This window comes from Wenyingzhuangia sp. IMCC45533 (genome assembly GCF_054111225.1).
In genome coordinates this window covers 2092396-2110987 of record NZ_CM134197.1, presented here as the reverse complement: position 1 = coordinate 2110987, position 18592 = coordinate 2092396, and the positions used below count along the sequence as shown (strand labels likewise).

Genomic DNA, 18592 nt, shown 5'->3' with positions numbered 1-18592 from the left:
AAACATTGAAAATAATTAGAAGAAAGCAAGCAAATCCCTAAAAAAATATTCTAAATAAAAAAATTGCATCCCATCAAAACAGATAATCTAAAAAGAAACTATTTCTTTAATATTTAGAAAAAATCATTACTAAAGTTAACTTAACAACATCTACTATTAATCGTCACAAAGACCATAAAGTAGCGCATAAAGTGTTTAATGCCTAGCACAAAAGCAGACAAGTTATTAACTAAGACTTTAGTATGAGATTCACAAAATCCTTTTTATTTTTTATATTACTTATCACATCAAGTAATCTATTTTCGCAAAGTTATTGTGAGTCCTTTAACTTAAATCACAATCAAAACTTTTTTATTTCCAATTTATCGTTAGGAGATATTGATAATTCAAGTACTAACCCTAGCAATTTTACTTACTATTCTGGTATTTCTGCTAATTTTGCCAAGGGAACAATTTACAGAGGCTCCATAAATTACCATGTACCTGCAAGTAATAGTCATCAATTAAAAATTTGGATTGATTACAACCAAAACGGAGATTTTACAGATAGTGGAGAAGAAATAGCTTCTTTTTCTGGTGCGCAAGCTTCAAGTAATTACAGTCAAAATTTTTCCTTTACAGTTAACAATAGTGCCCTAAACGGAAATACTAGATTAAGGGTCGTGCTTGTCCGAAATGGAATAAACCCGTGTACAACCTCTTTTGATGCTGGTGAAGTAGAAGATTATCTTATTAATATTCGCCCTGCACCTGTTGCTCCCACTGCTATTTGTAAAAATTTAAATATTGAACTTGATGTTGCTGGAACTGCCAATATCACAGCCAATCAAATTAACAATGGTTCTTTTGATGACTTTGACGCTGCTAATACTTTGACCTATAGTATTGATAAAACCGATTTTACATGCAACGATTTAGGAAATAACACCGTTACTCTAACTGTCACTGACTTGGATGGACTTTCAGATACATGTGATGCCACTGTTAATGTGTCTAGCTACTCTGGTTCTTTTACTGCTCCCACTCTAGAAACTATCAACGCTTATTGCGAATATACAGCAGCCGCTCCTGTACTAAATTATCAGTGCGGATCCACAATTACAGGTACGACTACCAACCCAACAACATTTAATACAGACGGAACTTACACTATTTCGTGGTCTTTTAACAACGGAAGCACTATAGTGAGTACAGACCAAATTATTCATGTTAATACTCCATCAACACCAACCGCCCAAACAATTTCAGACATAGATGAGACTAGTGCCAATGTAAGTTGGAACTCATCTGAGATTGGTCCTTTTAAAATTAGATATAAAAAGAATTCTGAAAGCTCTTGGAACGTTATTCAAAATGTAGAAACAACAAGTGCAACTATCAATGGGCTGAGTAACAATACAATTTATGATGTGCAGGTAGCCGTGAGTGCTAGTTGTGCTAACTTTACCTCCACTCAAAATTTCACCACACTAGCATTAGACTATTGCACTGATTTAAATGCTAACATTAACAATCAGTTTTTTCTATCAAACGTAAATCTGGGAGACATTACATTAACCAACAGTAGCAGTTTTCCATTGTATGAATACTTAAACGGAAATTCTACATTAGTTTCACAAAACGGAACTCTTAGCGGTACAGTTGCTTACAGTAGACCTAACTGGCCAGCAACTAGCTTAGTTATATGGATTGACTACAACATTGATGGTGACTTTGACGACGATGGGGAGGAAGTTTTTAGAGGATTACGCCCCAACGGTCCAACATCTATCACTGAAAATGTAGCAATTGTAATTCCCAATACTGCTTCTACAGGTAAGACCCGTATGAGAATAGCTATGTCTCATAATTCTCCTAGCAACTCTTGTGAGTATGGAAACGAAGAAGGTAATATTAAGGATTTTGATTTAATTATCAGACCAGATATAGCTCCTCCTATTGCGGTTTGTCAAAATCTAAATATTCAATTAGACATCTCTGGGAACGCAACCATAACGGCCGCTCAAATAGACAATGGATCTAGCGATGATTATGACAACTCTGAGGATTTAATTTTGTCCTTAGACAAAACAACTTTTGACTGTAACAATCTTGGGAATAATTTAGTTACACTAACCGTTACGGACACAGATGGATTGACCGACACCTGTACTGCTAACGTTAACGTAGGAACCTACACAGGTAATTTTACGGCACCAACTTTAAACACTATTAATGCCTATTGTAACTACACTGCAACAACCCCTATACTAAATTATCAATGTGGTACGATAATCACTGCAACTACCTCAGACATCACCACTTTTAATACAGATGGAACTTATACTATAAGATGGTCTTTTGACAACGGAGAAACTGTTGTTGCCTCTAGTCAAACTGTTATAGTGAGTACCCCTAGTACTCCTTCTGCTTTAAGCGCATCTGATATTACAGAGACTAGTGTTAGAGTTGACTGGACTTCTAGCGAAGCCGGACCTTTTAAAATGAGATACAGGCAAACTGGCACTTCCACATGGACTGAAATTGACGGCATAAACACAACCAACACCATTCTAACAGGCTTAAACAACGGTGTTCAGTACGATATTCAAGTAGCAGTAGATGCAGATTGTGCCACTTATACAAGTACAAGTAACTTTACAACAATTGAAGTTGACTATTGCGATATCGGCTTGAATTTCACGAGCAATTCTAACTTTTACATTAGCAATGTAACGCTTGGTAGTATAGATAATAATACTAATAGCAGTAGTCCCACATATAACTATTTTAGAGGGACTAGTACTTCCGTAGAAATTTCATCAGGCTTGGCAGGAACAGTTAGTTACAACAGAACTATATCTGCAAATACAAGTTTGACAATATGGATTGATTATAATATTGATGGTGAATTTGATGAGTTGACAGAAAAAGTATACAGCAACCTAACATCATCTGGAACTACAACTGTTACAGACAATATCTCTATTGCAATTCCAAATACAGCAACTGTTGGTAAAACTCGTATGAGAGTTGCTATGTCTGACAACACTCCTACTAACGCATGTACTTTTAACAATGAAGAGAGTAGTATCCAAGATTTTGATTTGTTTATAGACCCTAGAGACATCAGTACTTTTGAAACTTTAATGTTTACTCAAGTACTACATTCTGGAACAGATGAAAGATGGATAGAAATCACAAACACTAGTAGTGCCATAATAGCTGCTAGTCAAATTATTTTAGCTCTTTATAAAAACACTAGTGGAGACCAAGCTGGGATTGCTCCTGATGCAGAGTACACAATCAATACCAGTATAGCAGCAAACACGTCATTAATTATCAGAAAAAATACGAGTGCTATTATCAATCACTTAGGGATTCCACTAGAAAACTCTGCCATTACAGATTTTGACGGTGGGGACGATATTATCATTATCACAAGCAACTCAGGAACTAATGCTTGGGAAAACCGATTTGATGTGATTAGCTCCATAAGCAACGAAACATCTTATGTCCGTAATGATAACATTAGTACTTATAATAATACTTATACAAGTAGTGAATGGACTGCTTTTGTTGACGATAATTTAGACCCTTACGCAGATGGTACTCCAGAAAGACATCCTAACGCTCCCCTTTTATCAGAGATTAACAATGCAGACAACACTGCTAATATCAAACTAGGGGTGCATCATTTCGGTACTACTAGCTTATCATCAAACACTTGGAACAATGGATTGCCTGATAGATCTAGAAACGTAATCATTAACGACAATTACGAACATACAACTGGCAACTTACTAGCCAAAAACTTAGAAGTTGTTAGCCCAAACAAATTAACCATCAGTAATGTGGCTCTTATTGTGAGTGATGAATTAATCCTTAGTTCGGGGGCAGAAATTAGGATGGTAGGTAGCGCACAACTTATTCAGACTCACGTAGGCACCAAACAAGTTAGAGGTACGGGGGATTTGTATATAGACCAAAACTCTAACACAGATAACACTTATCGATTTAATTATTTTTCTTCTCCTGTGAATAGTGTTGCCTCAAATGGCTTTACAATTGCTGATGTAATGAAAGATGGTAGCACCCCAACCTCATCTTCATCGATTCCAAAGAATATTAATTTTGTGAGTGGTGACGATGGTGATGTAAGTGATCCTATCCGTATCGCAGAAAAATGGATTTATACTTTTGCTCCCAACGATACGGACGTTGCTAATTTTAACCTCAGACAATCTAGAGGCTTTATTAACCAAACAGATGGATTTACCTTTAAAGGACCAGGACAAATACAAAATTATACGTTTGTTGGAGTACCTAAAGATGGAGACCTTACTAGTATTACTAGCATGGGAACCAATCAAAATTACCTAGTAGGAAACCCATATCCATCTGCTATAAGCGCAAAGCGTTTTATTGAAGATAATGAAGCTGTTATTGATGGTACAATATACTTATGGGAACATGCAGGTGTCGCTTCGCCAGGTGAAAATGGACATGCGTTTAGTGGTTATATTGGAGGCTATGCAACGCTTACCAAAGACATGGGGCTATCGGCTGATAATGTTGTAGAAAACAATACAGACCCTAACAATGGTACTCCCTTTATTGGAGACGGAGTGTACCAAACCCCACAACCCTACATTGCTGTAGCACAAGGATTTTTTGTTTCTACAACAACCAATACTGGAACTATTACCTTTAACAACAGCCAAAGAGAATACGTAACAGAAAGCTCTGGGAACTCTATATTTTTCAAAACAAAAGAGCCTAAATACTTATCCAAAACAAGTGGCTTACAAGGATCTTACGATGCGGATAAAAAAAGTATCATCAAAATTGGTGTAGATTATGTAAATGAAGAAGGTCTTAAATTACACCGACAATTAGGTTTGGTATTAGCCAATGATTTAACATTTGGTTACGAACCTGGTCACGATGCAATATCTTATAATGAAGGAAAAACCGATATTTACTGGAAATTCAATCATAGTGACTACAACTATATCATTGCGGGAGTGCCACAAATAAGTCAAAATTTGAGAGTTCCATTACACATAAAGACGGGTAGCAACGGAGCCTTAGTTTTTGATATTGATGAATGGGAAAACGTAAATAGAGAGGTATATTTATTAGATAAAGAGAACAGTATAACGTATCCGTTAGACAATGGAGTTGCTAAATTGGCTTTAACTCCTAACACATTATACCAAGATAGGTTCGCTATCACTTTTGCTAAAGAAGAAACGCTTAATAACAAATTATTAAATGACAATAATTTAAGCATAGATTACTTAAACGGAATTCTGACAATATCAAATCCAAATCTTGTTAAAATTAATTCCGTAAAATTATTTGATTTGCTTGGAAAAGAAATTAAAAATTGGAAAGTTAACAAGTCAAAGTCCATCATTTCGATAGATACTAAACACCTTACTTCTGGTATACATATACTAAAAATGAATACTGAGAAAGGACTTATCAATAAAAAAATATATTGCAATTAAAAACATTCACATAAATAAAAACAGCTCTTAAAAGAGCTGTTTTTATTTATGTGAATTACAAGGTGAAGTTGAGTTCTACAGCAATCCAACGATACGTTTATCTATAAATCCAACAGAAAATCATCAACACCATTTTAAAATGGTAAACTATGTTTTTCTCAACATCAGTCGTGAAAACTGCCGTACAATCTAGCTTCTTTCAATCAACAAACTACAAATCCATTTCCTTTAAATTTTCTACTTTGTTTCTTTCTAAAAAAGCATCAATTGTTTCAAAATGCTCAATTACTCGTTTTTCTTTGAACTCAAATACTTTTTCTGACAATCCTTTTAAAAAATCTCTATCGTGAGAAACCAGTATCAAGGTACCATCAAAATTTTGTAACGCCTCTTTAATTACATCTTTAGAACGCAAATCCAAATGGTTAGTAGGTTCATCTAAAATCAAAACATTTACAGGTTCTAGGAGTAACTTTACCATAGCTAAACGCGTTTTTTCCCCACCAGATAAAACACCTACTTTTTTTTCTATGTCATCACCTTTAAACATAAAAGCTCCTAGAATATTCTTTATCTGTGTTCTAATATCTCCAACAGCTACATTATCTACGGTTTCAAAAATTGTTAAATCATTATCTAAGAGTGAAGCTTCGTTTTGCGCAAAATAACCCACTTTGGCATTATGCCCTAAACCACAAGTTCCATCAAAATCTATTTGCCCCATAATGGCTTTTATCATAGTAGATTTCCCTTCTCCGTTTCGTCCAACAAAGCTCACTTTTTCGCCACGAGCTATAGCCATATTAGCCTCTTTAAAAACAATATGATCATCATATAACTTGCTCATATTTTCTACCTTTACAGGATAGTCTCCAGATCTAGGTGAAGGTGGAAAACGTAATCTTAAAGAAGAAGTATCCACTTCGTCTACTTCTATAATTTCCATTTTTTCCAACATTCTTTTACGAGAAGCAACAGATGAAGCCTTTGAATAAGTTCCTTTAAAACGCTCTATATATAATTTGTTATCGGCAATTGTTTTTTGCTGCTCATCGTATGCTTTTTGCTGATTAGCTCTACGTTCTTTTCTCAGTTCCAAGTAATGTGAATAATTAGCTTTATAATCGTATACTTTCCCCATTGAAACTTCCAAAGTTCTATTGGTTATGTTATCTACAAATGCTTTATCGTGAGAGATAACAATAACCGCTTTGGCTTTGTTTAACAAAAAATTCTCTAACCAAATAACTGATTCAATATCTACGTGATTGGTAGGCTCATCTAACAGGATTAAATCTGGCTTTTTTAACAAAATTTTAGCCAATTCAATTCGCATTCTCCAACCTCCACTAAATTCTGAAGTTGCTCTATTAAAATCTTCTTGAGTAAACCCCAATCCTTTTAAAGCCACTTCTACCTCTGCTTCGTAATTTACATCTTCTAGAGCATAGTACTTCTCTCCCAAGTCAGAAACTCGTTCAATAATTTTCATATACTCCTCAGATTCGTAATCCGTTCTTGTCTCTAGTTGTTTGTTTAAGTTCTCCATTTCAGCTTTCATACTAAAAACTTCATCAAACGCTTTAGAAGCCTCTTCTACCACTGTACAGTCATCATCTATTAATAAATGCTGCGGCAGGTAAGCTATAACAGTGTCTTTAGGGCAACGAATTCCTCCTCTGGTAGGAGATTGCATTCCTGCGATAATTTTCATCATGGTGGATTTACCAGCTCCGTTTTTACCCATTAATGCAATTTTATCATTCTCATTAATTACAAAGGAAACATCGCTAAATAAAGTATGTCCACTAAACTCCACAGCCAAATTATCTACAGAAATCATATTTAAAATTTTAGGTGTCAAAAATACAAAAAAGAAGCCCTAGTGATTCACCAGGGCTTCTTTTATTTTATACGTGGAATAAATTAAAAAACTTGCCATTTCTGACTAATGAAATGACAAGTGATAACTAGAAACTATTAAAACTATCTTACTTATGAATAAAATAAGAATAGGATAATACGTGCTTAAAAAAAAGATTCTACGATACGTACAGTACCTTTCCAATAATGTAGATAAAACTAAAACTTTATCAAAAAATAAAATTTATAAACACCAATTCTAAATGCTTTTCAACCTAACAAAACCACTATCAAACAACAGTTTCTTTAGAATTAGCTTAACAAATATTTTAAAAACCTCCCAATTTTTATTTTGACTTTGTTGTATAGAAAACACTTTATCGTGCCGTAGAACTTTTTTTAACTCAAATATTTGAGCTGCATAAATACGTAAAAAACTAAGTACTTATACTTGCAAAACTAAGTAATAAAAATCTTTACACCAAGAAAAAATAATATTTTTTTTCAAAACATCAGTATTTAAGTTACACGTTCACAAATAAATATCCTAAAAAAGAGGACTCTAGAACAAAATAGAACCCTCTTTTACAAACTAAGTATATACGTAAAAGTCTTAAATTTATTTGGTCTGTAGCGTAATTTCTTTCTCGTCTTCTTCTGAAAATTTTATGGTTAGCGAAATTAAGGCCGTTGCTACTACTAACAAACCAATTATAAAATAGCCACTCGAAACTGCTTCGGAAGAAGCCGCGGCTTGAGCAGTTTTAATTACTTCTTCGTTAGCTCCTTGGGTGTTTATTAAAGCTGCTTTTTCTGCTACGGCAGATTTAGATTTTAACAAAATAGCTGCTAAAAACGCACCTACATTACCTCCTGCACCTACAATTCCACTAATAGAACCTATAGCTTTTTTGTTGATGAAGGGAACTACTGAAAACGTAGCTCCTTCTGCCATTTGAACAGACAAACTAAAACAAATTAAAAATATGAATGCTACTATAAAATTGCCAGCGGTGGAAAAGGTCGCTAACATTGCTCCTTCTACAGCCAATATTACAGTTAAAAAAATAACACGTCCTCTTAAACCTTTCATTCTACCAAATTTATCTCCAAAGAAACCTCCTAAAGTTCTTGCAAAAATATTCATCAATGCAAAAGACAATACTAGGTTACCTGCAGTTACACGCTCTAGTTGAAACGTATTCTGTAAATAGTCATCCATAGTACCGTAAACCGTTAATTCCATTCCAAAACAAGCTGCATAAACCAAAAATAAAATCCAAACTCTATAGTCTTTTATTGCCACTCCAAAACCAGCTTCGTCTTTCTTTAGTTGAGGCATTTTACCGGTAGCTTTTAAGTCCCTAAAATTTCCTTCCGGAGTATCTTGAGTACAGAAATAATAGACAATTCCCATTAAAAAACAAATGATACCTGCAATTATCATAGCGTATCTCCAAGCGTCAGCTTGTGCCACACCAAAACTAATTACTGCTGCAGCAATTAAAGGCATACCTAACCTATTGGCACCACCTCCAAGGTTACCCCATCCGGCAGATGTTGCGTTGGCAGTACCCACAATGTTAGGAGCAAACATTAACGAAGTATGAAACTGCGTAATCACAAAAGAAGCTCCTATAAAACCAATAAATAATCTACAAATTAAGAACTGAGCCGGTGTTTGAACAAAACCAATTGCAATAACTGGCAAAGCCCCTAAAATTAACAACCAAGTATAACATAATCTCGGTCCATATTGGTCACATAATTTACCGATAAGTAAACGGGCAAAAACTGTACCTGTAACAGCTAAAATAATCGAATTCCATTTTTGATCTGGAGTTAATCCCAAATCTTTAACCACATAAGGCATAAAAGGAACTATCCCAAACCATGCGAAAAAACACATAAAAAAGGCAATTGAAGTAATCCAAAAAGTTTGAATAGGTTTACTTTTTAAATTAAATAATTCTAGCTTGGTAGCTTTAGATAAAGTTGACATAAGTATAAATTTGATAAAAAAACAAAACTACGTAATTAACTACGTATTTATACTTGCAAAACTAATAGTCTTTCTACATATAAATAATTATTCTACTCCTTTTTTTTGATAATGTTAAAAATAAAAACCAAAAACAAACTTATAACATAATAAAAACTGTTTTTACACCTTACTAAAGACTGCTCTAAAGAGGTTTTACGTAATCTGTTTTTGGTTTTATAAAAAAGCTATCAATTACACATTCTTAAATATGTTAAAAATCATATATAACAAAAACTAAGTACTGATAAAAACATGTTATTACAAAACGCATTTACTGATTGTCATAAATAAGCTCATAAACTACCTTGTTTTATGAGTAAGCAATTGGTTGATGTTTCGTATTTTTGTTTTATATTTTTTTTTACAATATGAAAAAACTTTTACTTGCCGGTGTGCTATTCATCACATATTCTATAAACGCGCAGGAAATTGGTATTAGACTAGGCGATTTTGGCTATAGTAACGTTGCCATAGACGGAATTGTAAATTTTGACGATACTACACGCTTACATGGCGACGTTAACTTTGGAAATGGAATTGGAGCTAATTTGTTATATGATTTTAAAGTTAACCGATTGAATGTAGAAAAAACTGCATTTCAGTATTATTTTGGTGTCGGATTATCTACCTTTATAGGTAGTCCGTTTGTATTGGGAGTAAACGGTGAAGCTGGTGTTGAGTATTTACTTCAAAGTACTCCTATTACTTTTGGAATAGATGTTAGACCTCAGCTAAACATTATAAGTAACACTTCTCTGAAGGTTGCGAGATTTGGATTTAATATCCGATATAGAATAAACGAAATATAGAATGCAGAAAAAAATAAATATTCAGAATAAAAGAGCTCGCTTTGAATACGAAATACTAGATAAATATGTTGCTGGTATTGTGTTAACGGGTACAGAAATCAAATCAATACGACTAAGCAAAGCTAGAATTACTGATAGTTTTTGTGAATTTAATGACAACGAAGAACTTTTTGCTATTAATATGTTTATTGAAGAATACCTCTATGGTAATGCATATAATCATAAACCTAAAAGCGCTCGTAAACTTCTTTTAAACAAAAAAGAATTAAAAAAATTACATAAAGAAGTGCAATCTGGTGGTCTAACTATTGTTCCTTTAAAAATGTTTTTAAATGATAAAGGTTTGGCCAAATTGGAAATTGCACTATGCAGAGGTAAAAAACTTTACGATAAAAGACAATCACTTAAAGATAGAGACAATAAAATAGCGTTGGCTAGGGTTAAAAAAAGCTATTAAATGAATGCTTGGTTTTGTTTGATTCGTTGGAAAAATTTACTGTTAGTAGCATTCAGTCAAATTTTAATTTTATTATTTGTTTACACCCCAAACAAAACATCAGCAAACAACATTCTTTATATATGCATTACTTTATTATTAACCGCAGCAGGTAACATCATCAATGATTATTTTGATATTGATACCGACAAAATCAACAAGCCTAAAAAGGTAATTATTGATGACAAAATCAGTAAACAAAAAGCTATTAATATATATTATGTTTTAACTGCTATTGCGATTACGTTAAACATTATATCTTTTTACTTTTACCATAACCTAACTCTCTTTACATTTATAAACCTTACTGCCGTACTTTTATACATCTATAGTTGCCACTTAAAACAAAAAGCACTGATAGGAAATATTTTAATTGCTGCGCTTACCGGACTATCTATTTTTTTGATTTCTTTGGTCATCCCGAGTAATTCTCGCGAGAAACAAATTATCTACCTTTTAGTATTTTTCGCTTTTCTACTGAACTTGAATAGAGAAATAATAAAAGATGCAGAAGATATTAGAGGTGATAGGGCAGCTAAACTGTCTACGTTGCCCATACTAATTGGAATTAAGAGAACTTGTTTAGTTTTGAAAGCAACCTTAGCGTTTACAACTTTATGTTTGGTTTTTGTTAGCTTGCATGTTTCTCACGTATGGTTAAAAGCTTATCTCTTTTTGTTTATTGTATTTCCCCTAGTGTATTGCTATTACCTACTACACCAAAAGCATAAAAAAAACTTGTTTACCCAAATTAGTACAATTCTTAAGCTAATTATTGCATTTGGAATTTTTACTGTACTTTTCTTGTAAAATTGTGAAAAATGTTAAACGAAACACTCACTAAGTATCAAATTATTTTAGGTTCAAAATCTCCTAGAAGACAACAATTCTTAAAAGATTTAAATATTCCTTTCCAAAGCAGAGCTATCGATACTGATGAAATATACCCTCATCACCTCAAAGCAGAACAGATTACTGAATTTTTAGCTGAGTATAAATCTAACGCCATCAATTTAAGTGATAATGAACTTTTAATTACGGCGGACACTATTGTTTGGCTTAATGATAGGGCATTAGAGAAACCTGCAAATAGAAAAGAGGCTGTAAATATGTTAAAAGAACTTTCCGATAGCAACCACGAGGTTATTACCTCCATATGCTTAGCGACCACAAATAACACCAAAGTTATTACTGACAAAACCAAAGTTTGTTTTAATAAGTTGAGTTTAAACGAGATTGAATTTTATATTGATACTTACCAACCTTTTGACAAAGCAGGAGGTTATGGTATTCAAGAATGGATTGGTTTGATAGGGGTCAAAAAAATTGAAGGTAGTTACGCTAACGTGGTAGGACTGCCTGTTTACAAGTTATATAACGAACTCAAAAACTTCTAATATTATATACTTTCTACCATATAAAATTATTACTTTTGCCCACAATTAAATGTTAGAACTGTAAAATGAAAAAATACACTTACACAGAAAAAAAAGATACTCGTTCAGGTTTTGGTGCTGGATTGGCTCACTTAGGAAGAACAAATCCTAATGTAGTTGCTTTATGTGCTGATTTAATTGGTTCGTTAAAAATGAATGAATTTATTGACGAAAATCCTGAGAGATTTTTCCAAATTGGTATTGCAGAAGCTAACATGATGGGAATTGCTGCTGGTTTAACTATTGGAGGTAAAATTCCTTTTACAGGTACATTTGCTGGATTCTCTACAGGTCGTGTATACGATCAAATTAGACAATCCATTGCATATTCTAACAAAAACGTAAAAGTGTGTGCTTCTCACGCAGGGTTAACCTTAGGAGAGGACGGTGCAACTCACCAAATATTAGAAGATATTGGTTTGATGAAAATGCTACCAGGTATGACCGTAATCAACACTTGTGATTACAACCAAACTGAAGCTGCTACCATCGCTATTGCAGAACATGAAGGTCCTATCTATTTGCGTTTTGGTAGACCCGTAGTTCCTATATACATGCCTAAATTTACTGACACCGAAAACGAAAACAAATTTGTTATTGGTAAAGGGATTCAAATGACAGAAGGAACGGATGTAACCGTTATTGCCACAGGACATTTAGTTTGGGAGTCTATTCAAGCTGCAGAGCAATTAGAAGCTCAAGGAATTAGTGCTGAAGTAATTAACATACACACCATTAAACCTTTGGATGAGGAATTAATTTTAAAGTCTGTTGCCAAAACAGGATGTGTTGTTACTGCAGAAGAACATAACTTTTTAGGTGGATTGGGAGAAAGCGTTGCTAGAACTTTATCTCTAAACGCACCTGCCCCACAAGAATTCGTTGCTACCAACGATACTTTTGGAGAGTCTGGTACACCTACTCAATTGATGGATAAATATGGTTTAAATGCTTCTGCTGTAGTAGAAGCCGCTAAAAAAGTGATTTCTAGAAAATAGATTTTCACTCATAAATTTAACAAAAGAATCCTTTCTACTGTATTTGTAGAAAGGATTTTTAGTTTTTATAATGAGGTCAAAAGAAACAAATCCTCTAATCTTCCTTCCCAAAAAACGGGGTTCAACTTGCTGTTATGTTATTGATTAATGAGTTTCAAGCTATTGATGACGGTCAATTTATTTAGTTAAGGGTTATCTAAATTAGCGGAAATATTTTCACCTAACCAACAAAAAACTAAAAACCATGAGGTTCTTTAAATTCACGTTAGCACTTGTCTTTTTATTATCTTTATCTATTCAGGCAAACAATACACCTATTGATGATAACATTAAGAATAATAGTCTTGTAAAGCACTATTATGACTCCCTATCAAACAAACTTATACTAACTAGTGATAGTCATAATTATTCTATAGAAATATTTGACGATGAAGGAGTTGTTATAAAATCTATAGCGCTAGATAAAAACTCGAAAATTGATGTTTCTATTAAAGAAATGAAATCTGGAATCTACTATCTCAGATACATGAGCAACAATAAAAAAGGTAATTTTGTAAAAAAATTGGTAATAGAGTAAATCTTGTGTGACTATCTACTATTTCTATGTCTAAAATAGCAGGCAGGGTTATAGCACAGCACTAAACATGCTAATTAACAGGTAATTTTAATGTTATTTGTCGTATTTATTTTTTTTTTCAACTAATATTATCTAACTTAACAGGAAATAAGCTCCCAATTAACGTAAAAACTATAAAATTATGAAATTCTTTAAGTTTACATTAGCACTTGCTTTTTTATTTTCTTTAACTATTCAAGCAAACAACCAATCAGTTGATTACAAGATAAAAAACAATAGCCCCGTGAAACATTATCACGATGCTTTATCAAAAAAACTTACATTGACTAGCGATAACAATAATTACTCCGTGGAAATATTTGATGCGGAAGGAGTTGTTATAAAATCTTTAGAGTTAGACAAGAATTCTAAAATTGATATTTCTACTAAAGAAATGAAATCTGGGAACTACTATATTAGATATATGAGTAATAGTAAGAAAGGTAATTTTGTTAAAAAGTTAGTTATAGAATAAGCAAATATCCTATATATAAAAAAAGTCATCCTAGTTAGGATGACTTTTTTGACAGTATCCAATATTTTGTGTAAACAAAAATTCTACGGGGTTTAACTTTTTCAAAGTTGAACCCTTTTTTCAAATATAGTTAAGAACTGGTTAAGAATTAGTCCCCAATTGTGAATTGGCTGGGTCCATTTCTTAGTAATTTGCATCAAAGATAAATAAACTGATTTTTTCAAGGCATCGTCTGTTGGGAAGCTCATTTTGTTTTTAGTGTATTTTCTAATTTTGCCATTAAGATTTTCAATTAGATTGGTAGTGTAAATTATTTTTCTGATTTCTAAAGGGAAATCAAAGAACACGGTAAGTTCCTCCCAATTGTTACGCCAAGATTGTACTGCATAAGGATATTTATCATTCCATTTTTCAGCAAACTGGTCTAATTCGGCTTTAGCCATTTCTTTATTAGGAGCATTGTAAATATGCTTCATATCTCCTGTAAAAGCTTTTTTGTCTTTCCAAACCACATAACGTGCACTATTACGAATTTGATGAACCACACAGATTTGAGTATCTGCTGTTGGAAACACATTTTTAATGGATTGTGTAAATCCGTTGAGATTATCGGTAACAGTTACCAAAATATCTTCAACCCCTCTAGCCTTTAAATCAGTAAGTACTCCTTGCCAAAAAGCGGCAGATTCATTCATTCCTAACCACATTCCTAATAGTTCTTTGTGGCCTTCTCTGTTGAGCCCTACGGCTAAGTAAATAGTTTTGTTAACAACCTTTCCTCCTTGACGAACTTTAAATACAATTCCATCCATCCAAACTACGCAATAAACAGACTCTAAAGGCTTGTTTTGCCATTCTAATACTTCTTGATTGATTCTGTCTGTGATGATAGATATAGATGATGTGGAGAGCTTATAGCCATAAATTTGATAAAGTTCATCTTCAATATCAGAAACACTCATACCTTTTGCATAAAGCGAGATTACGATATTTTCTATAGACAGTGAAGTGCTTTTGTGTTTAGGAACCACAACAGGTTCAAAATCACTATTGCGATCACGTGGAACTTTAATCTCGCTTTGACCGAGGCGGTTCTTTACTTTTTTTGTAGTGCTACCATTGCGAGCATTAGTGTTGCTGCGTTTACCATTTTTGGGATAGCCTAAATGAGCATCCATCTCTCCTTGAAGCATAGCTTCTAAAGCGGCACTGTGTAATTCATTCAATAAATTACTTAAATCGTCTTCTGTTTTTAGGCCTTTTAATAGACCACTTTGTAAAAATTGATTTTTTAAATCATCCATAATAAAACTGTGTGTTATAAAATTAATCAAAAAATTAGGCGGGGTTTTAAAACCCCGCCTAATTTCTGTTTACACAGTTTTTTGGACACTACCACTTTTTTTATATGGAATTTTTACAAACTCCCTTTTAACCACATCATTTGATAGGGTTTTAAAATAACATTCTTATCAGTTATACCACTACTGCCAGTTTGATTTGTAGCTAATATGTCCAATAATGGATAATTGATTTTTTCAGGCAATTCACATTCAATTTCTTTATCTGAAAAGTTATGAACTGCAATAATTCTCTCTTCGCCATCAACACTGTGTTGATCTACAGCAAATATCTGACTTCCAAAATCTAAAAACTCAAATTTTCCAAAAGGATTAAATGATTTTTCGTTAGTTCTAATAGCAATCAGTCTTTTGTAACTTTCTAAAATGGTTTGGGCCAAGGTTCCCTTGGTCTCTAACTCTCTCTCTAACCAATCTATATTATATTTCTCCCTGTTAATTGTTCTATTAATTCCCGTATGTTTAACTCCATCGGTGTAGTTGCGAGATCCTACTAATGAGTGGAAGTAAATCCCAGGAACACCAGGCATCGCCAATACAGTACCTTGAGCGAGTAGCATCCTGCTACATCTTTCTAAGTCCTCTTTATCAGGATGTGTCAACGCATCTATATAACTACAATTCAGCTCGTATGGACTCTTGCTACCATCAGCATCTGTTTTATAAGATACCAAACCTCCGTGTGAATTGACTTTTTTAACCATTTCATTCACCTCATCGTCCGTTAAAATTCCTTTAATAGGTCTTAAACCAATACCATCGTGACTTGCTGTAAAATTAAAGAAACATACTTTATCACTTGGCAACGTTAAAGTTTTAGCCCACTGCATCAAAATATCGGTGTTTCCGTTTTGAATAGAATGTAGCAATAATGGAGGCAATGCAAAATTATATACCATTTGAGCTTCATCATCACCGCTTCCAAAATAAGACACGTTTTCGTGATGCGGAACATTAGTTTCTGTAATAATAATTACTTCTGGAGCAACCTCGTGCAGCACTTCTCTCATTAACTGAATTAGTTCGTGAGTTTCGTCTAAATGCACGCACTCTGTTCCTATCTCTTTCCAAATAAATGCAATAGCATCCAACCTAATTAAAGTAGCTCCTTTTTCTACATAATAGAACAGCGCATCAAGTACATTTCTTAAAACTCTATGACTCTTATAGTTTAAATCTACTTGATCTTTACTAAAAGTAGTCCAGACATGTCTTGTTTTCCCTTGATGATCCTCAAACTCACTCAATAAAGGCAATGCTCTAGGCCTAACTACCTTGCTTAAGTCTATTGATGGGTCTACTTCTGTAAAAAAATCTTGAAAATAAGGATCACCCGCTAAGTAAGCTTGAAACCAATCTGAAAACTGAGAAATATGATTGATAACTCCATCAACCATTAATCTGTATTCTGCGCTAATTTGTTCTATTTCTCGCCACGATCCCATTTTAGGATCCACAGCTCCGTAGTTAACCACAGAAAATCCATCATCAGAAGAATAGGGATAAAAAGGGAGTATATGAACAGAGTTAACCACTCCCTTCAAATGCTTATCCATAAAGCCTTTTAGGGTTTGTAAAGAGGGTTCGTAATCTCTATTTACTTGATCTCCATAAGTAATTAAAATAACATCTCTTTCAGTTAAACGGTATTCTTCAGACTTGATTCTAGCTTTGTACTTAAAAATCAAATCTATAATACTATCAACTGCTTTATCTGCAATTTCTGGAGAATATAGTTTGTGTAATCTCTTGTTTATTGTATGTTCTTTGTTGGATATATGCATATTTTATTCATTATCTTGTTTGACATATTGTACAAACTTTTTAGAAAAATCTGGCATTACAGACCTTACTGTAATCCATGATGATAAAGATGGAATTCCCATTGGGTCATCGTTAAATTCTTCTGTAGCTGCCTTTATTGCTGATTGAAAAGCTTCTACTGCTTTAATTTCCTTTTCCCTGTCATATTCTAACGAGTTCAGTTTACTTAGAGCGTTGTACTTAGAAATTTCGAATCTAGATTCTTGAAAGTACGTTGCCAATAGTGTTCTAAAAGACGATTGAGAAAAAACGACTCCTTCTTGTGCTAATACTCTAAATAGTGTTTTAGCAATATCGTTGGCCATTTTATAGATCCCATTATTATTGCTCTGTGTACCTAGTTCTTGATGCTTATGTTCGTAACTCTCCATAATTTCTGTCTGACAGATTCTCTTATTAGAGGTGTTCTTATAAACCTCACTTAAAGTAGAAACTTCCAAGCCCCAAGTTGGAGAAATAGCAATACCACGAGCCAAAGATCTTATAAAAGAAAATTCTCCAGAAAGTGAATATCTAAAACTTTCCATGTAATCTATATACTTGTTACTCCCATATACTTTAGATAAAGAATTGATTAGAGGTGTGTATAACAATCTAGTAGCTCTACCATGTAATTTGTTTGTTACTCTTGAATAAAAACCTTTGTTAAATTCAAAATCCAAACCTGGGTGAACAATAGGATAAAATAACCTTGCAGGAATTTCTCTACTATAATTTACAATATCACAATCGTGCAAAGCAAAAGCATAAGCATCCTTATCTGCTAAGGCATAACCTATCATTGTCCATACGTTTCTACCTTTTCCTGGTTTATCTAATCCTGGAAAACCTTCGTTCCCTAAATCTTTGTATAGTTCTTTAATATTAGGTCCATCATTCCACAACACCTCAACCTTACAAGGCAAAACAGACATTAATTTTTTTACCTCTTCAAATTGTTCCTTAGTGGCCTGATCTAACCCTAAAATAATTTTATACAGGTACTTTACATTCTTTAACTCCTCTATAATTTTGTGCATTGCAGGAGTTTCAAATTCGGAATAAAGTGCTGGTAATAACAATACCATTCCTCTTCTTTCGCTAAAAGATTCTAATTCGCTCTCTAAATCTTCTATACTTCTATTTCCTAAATTTTGGAGTGTTGTAATTACTCCATTCTGAAAAAAATCTGCCAT

At 33.4% G+C, this 18592-nt stretch carries 13 protein-coding genes; 8 read left to right on the top strand and 5 right to left on the bottom strand.

Going from position 1 to position 18592, the window contains the following annotated elements; genetic code table 11:
- Positions 1-242: 242 nt before the first annotated feature.
- Complete coding sequence (locus ACXGQW_RS09320) at positions 243-5495, top strand: GEVED domain-containing protein (RefSeq protein ID WP_457822227.1); 5253 nt, start codon at positions 243-245, stop codon at positions 5493-5495.
- A gap of 211 nt (positions 5496-5706) precedes the next feature.
- Here the strand turns inward: ACXGQW_RS09320 and ACXGQW_RS09315 are convergent, their stop codons facing one another.
- Positions 5707-7338 carry an ABC-F family ATP-binding cassette domain-containing protein gene (locus ACXGQW_RS09315; protein WP_457822225.1) on the bottom strand — a complete coding sequence of 544 codons (1632 nt, stop codon included), beginning with the start codon at positions 7336-7338 and terminating at the stop codon, positions 5707-5709.
- A gap of 639 nt (positions 7339-7977) precedes the next feature.
- Entirely contained in the window at positions 7978-9360 is a 1383-nt protein-coding gene (locus ACXGQW_RS09310; RefSeq protein ID WP_457822223.1) for an MFS transporter, read from the bottom strand.
- 410 nt (positions 9361-9770) lie between these two features.
- On the opposite strand from ACXGQW_RS09310, the gene ACXGQW_RS09305 reads away from it, so the two are divergent.
- The 7 genes from ACXGQW_RS09305 to ACXGQW_RS09275 all read left to right on the top strand — a co-directional run bounded on the left by ACXGQW_RS09305 (position 9771) and on the right by ACXGQW_RS09275 (position 14232).
- On the top strand, positions 9771-10211 hold the full coding sequence (locus ACXGQW_RS09305; protein ID WP_457822222.1) for a hypothetical protein: 441 nt from the start codon (positions 9771-9773) through the stop codon (positions 10209-10211).
- Position 10212: 1 nt separating this feature from the next.
- Entirely contained in the window at positions 10213-10668 is a 456-nt protein-coding gene (smpB, locus tag ACXGQW_RS09300) for an SsrA-binding protein SmpB (protein WP_457822220.1), read from the top strand.
- Positions 10669-11517 (top strand): geranylgeranylglycerol-phosphate geranylgeranyltransferase, encoded by an 849-nt coding sequence (locus ACXGQW_RS09295; protein WP_457822218.1) that lies wholly within the window; start codon positions 10669-10671, stop codon positions 11515-11517.
- An 11-nt stretch (positions 11518-11528) separates the two neighbouring features.
- Positions 11529-12104, top strand: a complete 576-nt coding sequence (locus ACXGQW_RS09290) for a Maf family nucleotide pyrophosphatase (RefSeq protein ID WP_457822216.1) — start codon at positions 11529-11531, stop codon at positions 12102-12104.
- Between the two features lie 65 nt (positions 12105-12169).
- Entirely contained in the window at positions 12170-13141 is a 972-nt protein-coding gene (locus ACXGQW_RS09285; RefSeq protein WP_457822214.1) for a transketolase family protein, read from the top strand.
- Between the two features lie 244 nt (positions 13142-13385).
- On the top strand, positions 13386-13718 hold the full coding sequence (locus tag ACXGQW_RS09280; protein WP_457822212.1) for a T9SS type A sorting domain-containing protein: 333 nt from the start codon (positions 13386-13388) through the stop codon (positions 13716-13718).
- A 181-nt stretch (positions 13719-13899) separates the two neighbouring features.
- The gene (locus ACXGQW_RS09275; RefSeq protein WP_457822210.1) at positions 13900-14232 is read left to right on the top strand and encodes a T9SS type A sorting domain-containing protein; all 333 of its coding nucleotides are present in this window, start codon (positions 13900-13902) and stop codon (positions 14230-14232) included.
- A 101-nt stretch (positions 14233-14333) separates the two neighbouring features.
- Here the strand turns inward: ACXGQW_RS09275 and ACXGQW_RS09270 are convergent, their stop codons facing one another.
- The 3 genes from ACXGQW_RS09270 to ACXGQW_RS09260 all read right to left on the bottom strand — a co-directional run bounded on the left by ACXGQW_RS09270 (position 14334) and on the right by ACXGQW_RS09260 (position 18592).
- Entirely contained in the window at positions 14334-15536 is a 1203-nt protein-coding gene (locus ACXGQW_RS09270) for an IS256 family transposase (protein WP_457821478.1), read from the bottom strand.
- Positions 15537-15649: 113 nt separating this feature from the next.
- Positions 15650-17377: a sugar phosphorylase gene (locus tag ACXGQW_RS09265; protein ID WP_457822208.1), complete on the bottom strand. Its 1728-nt coding sequence runs from the start codon at positions 17375-17377 to the stop codon at positions 15650-15652.
- A gap of 3 nt (positions 17378-17380) precedes the next feature.
- Positions 17381-18592 carry a glycosyl transferase gene (locus ACXGQW_RS09260; protein WP_457822207.1) on the bottom strand — a complete coding sequence of 404 codons (1212 nt, stop codon included), beginning with the start codon at positions 18590-18592 and terminating at the stop codon, positions 17381-17383.